The following is a 3,332-nucleotide window of genomic DNA, read 5'->3' as shown; positions in this document are numbered from 1 at the left end:
CCATCAATACTGATATGTATAAGGTCTCCTGAAAGTAATGTGAAAGTATCATCAGGTACGAGGCAAGTGCCCGTCATAAGGTAAACACCCTGCGGAAAACTCATTTCCCTAAACAAAAATGACTTTAATTCCTCATGCCCCCTTTTCATTTGATTGATGGAAATTTCTCCTCCAAAGACCTTTTCTCCATTTCGTTCGATTTGCATTTGGATCTTTGCATCTGGGTCAATAGGCTGCTCGGGTATCCAAAGGCAAGGGCCTATCGCTGCTGATTGGTCATAACATTTGGCTTGGGGCAGATACAAAGGGTTCTCTCCCTCAATATCCCTAGAGCTCATGTCATTCCCTATGGTGTATCCTGCAATCTCACCCCTTACATTTATAAACAATGTCAATTCTGGCTCAGGCACATTCCATTTTGAATCTTTTCGGATCTTGACTTCACCGTTAGGTTTTGCTACTCGGTAATGAGTGGATTTAAAAAATAATTCTGGACGTTCTGCTTCATAGACTTTAGAATAAAATACATCCGCACCGCTCTCTTTGGATTCCTCCATTCTTGCCTCACGGCTTCTATAGTAAGTTACGCCCGCGGCCCATATTTCCTGAGTGCCAATGGGTGCTTCCAGGTTTTTGGGAGACCAGTTCACCTCAGTCCAAGGTTGGATTTCTTCCTTCAGTTTTTTGTACAAATTTTCCTGATTGACAAGCTGATCCCAGTTTTTGGATTGGGCGATGTGGTGTTTTCCAGCTGATTCAATAATAATGTCTTTTCCTGATTTGTAAATTTTCATTTGAGTAGGTTAAAATAGGTTCAACTTGAAATTAATGTTTTTTTCATTTAAAAGCTTCATTGGTCATCATGTTTATAATTTTGTCCTTTGACTTTAGCATCTTTCTTTAGTGAATTACCGACCTATTTTTGGATTGCTTTACTAATTATGGTATTAGCTTTGGAAGGATTTTGGAAAGTAGATCAAAAAATTATTTATCTTGGATTCGAAAAATAATTAGACCAATGAAAAAGCCCTTTTCTGTTAATGACAAGCATTTCTCAGATAACTTAAAAAAGGGTTTAAATAAACCTTTTATAGATTTCATGGTCTAGCCCGACTGTTCGGGATGACATTTAAAAAAACAAATTATAAGCACATGAAAAAAACCAATCTTTTAATGACCATTGCTTTTGCATCAGGCTTTGCATTCCTCTCCGCATGCGGTGGGAGTGAGAGTAATGAAAGTAGTGAGACTGTAGAGGAAATTGTTGAAGAAAATTCCGAAAGTAGTCAAAGACCGAGTCCTTTAAGGAAAATTGATGGAACTGTAGGGGATGTTAATCTTACGATCCAATATGGTGCCCCTTCAGTAAAGGGTAGGGTAGTATGGGGAGACCTGGTTCCTTATAACGAAGTCTGGAGAACTGGCGCGAATGAATCAACTTATGTTGAGTTCAATAAAGATGTTAAAGTGGAAGGTTCTGATTTGAAAGCAGGTAGGTATTCACTCTTTACCATTCCCAAGCAATCAGGTAAATGGACCGTAATATTCAATTCCGAGTGGGATTTAGAGCATGGGCATTTTCAGTACAAAGAAGAAAATGATGTGTTGAGGGTCGAATCTACTCCAGAATTTATAGATCAAAGTCAAGAACAATTGACTATCGCCATTGAATCACCTGGTATTGTGGTGAGATGGGAAAAGATGAAGTTACCTATTGTTATACAATAGTGTAAAAATAACAGTTAAAAGCCCCCTTTATCGGAATAAAGGGGGCTTTTTTTGAAATATCTTATTGTTAAAGTATCTAATAATGTTATTCTTTATAAATTAAGCGATTGGTTTATTAGTTCATCTCCTATGCGTTACTTCGCTTTCCTGATCTCTCTTTTGATCACAGTTTCTCTTGGCGTCGCCCTGTCTATTCAATTTGGTTCTATTCCGCCTTTGGGGAAATTACTCGATCCTAATCAGGGATTTTGGCAAAATGCATATTCAGAAGATTACGCATATGACAAAAATGTAAAAATAGATGGCTTATCATCCCCTGTAAATGTCCATTACGATGAGCATTTGATCCCACATATTTTTGCTGAAAATGAAGAAGACCTGTATAAAGTTCAAGGCTATGTTACTGCAAAGCATAGGTTATGGCAAATGGAGTTTCAGACCATGGCTGCAGCCGGAAGGATTTCAGAAATTGTAGGTCCTATTGCCTTGGATGTCGATAAGCTTGCTCGAAGAAAAGGGCTTCCAAATAGTGCTGAAAGCGCTTTACAGTTCATAAAAGATAATGATCCTGATGTTTTCCGGTTGGTACAGTCTTACACTGAAGGAGTCAATCAATATATATCAAATCTCAGCTATTCAGACCTACCCCTTGAATATAAAATATTAAATTATAGACCTGAACTTTGGTCACCATACAAATCTTTTCTCTTACTTAAGTATATGGCCGACATGTTGGTCGGAGATGCTGATTTGGAGTTTACCAACTTAAGAAATTTGCTCGGGGATACCCTGTTGAATGAGTTATTCCCGGATTTCCCACAGGATAATGACCCAGTCATAGAAGCAGAAAAAAAATGGAATTTTTCACCTCTTCAGATTGAAAAACCGGAAGGATTAAATTATCCGGATGAAAAAATAATACTACCTGTACTGCCTCAGCCTGAAGACGGTGTAGGATCCAATAACTGGGCTGTGTCTCCGAAGAAGACCAAAAACGGGAAGGCCTTGATCGCAAATGATCCCCATTTGAGCTTGAATTTACCTTCACTTTGGTATGCCATGCAGTTGAGCACACCTGATCATAGTGTCAAGGGAGCCACCCTACCTGGAGCACTCGGAATTATTTCGGGATTCAATGAAAATATAGCATGGGGAGTAACCAACGCCACACGGGATACGAGGGATTGGTTTAAAATTCAATTCAAAAATGAAGATAGATCAGAATACTTGTACAATGACAGGTGGATTCAAAGTAACCTGAAAATAGAAGAAATTAAGGTCAAGGGACAAGCTACCGTATATGACACAGTAGTGTACACGCATCATGGGCCGGTTGTGTTTGATAAAAATTTTGGAGGAGAAAAACAGAATGTAAATTTTGCACTGAAATGGACTGCTCATCTAGAGTCTAATGAGCAAAAAACTTTTCTCAAACTCAACGTAGGGAAAAGCCATCAAGATTATTTAGAGGCACTTGATCATTATACGTCCCCTGCCCAAAATTTTGTTTTTGCTTCAAAAGAAGGCGATATAGCCATGAAAGTTCAAGGAAGATTCCCGCTTAAGTGGGAAGGTCAGGGGAAGTTTCTCATGGACGGGAATGA

3 protein-coding genes are annotated in these 3,332 nt (G+C 38.7%); 2 read left to right on the top strand and 1 reads right to left on the bottom strand.

Annotated elements, in window-relative coordinates; genetic code table 11:
• The coding region (locus tag EA341_RS11830; RefSeq protein ID WP_293014576.1) for a fumarylacetoacetate hydrolase family protein at positions 1 to 794 on the bottom strand (794 nt) is incomplete at its 3' end.
• Positions 795 to 1,152: 358 nt separating this feature from the next.
• Between EA341_RS11830 and EA341_RS11825 the strand changes: the two genes are divergently transcribed.
• Positions 1,153 to 1,728 (top strand): DUF2911 domain-containing protein, encoded by a 576-nt coding sequence (locus tag EA341_RS11825; protein WP_293014574.1) that lies wholly within the window; start codon positions 1,153 to 1,155, stop codon positions 1,726 to 1,728.
• A gap of 129 nt (positions 1,729 to 1,857) precedes the next feature.
• Positions 1,858 to 3,332, top strand: a 1,475-nt coding sequence (locus tag EA341_RS11820; protein WP_293014572.1) for a penicillin acylase family protein, incomplete at its 3' end; no start/stop codon positions are given.

The organism is Mongoliibacter sp. (assembly GCF_007692705.1).
Lineage (GTDB): Bacteria > Bacteroidota > Bacteroidia > Cytophagales > Cyclobacteriaceae > Mongoliibacter.
This window is presented reverse-complemented; position numbering and strand designations above follow the sequence as displayed.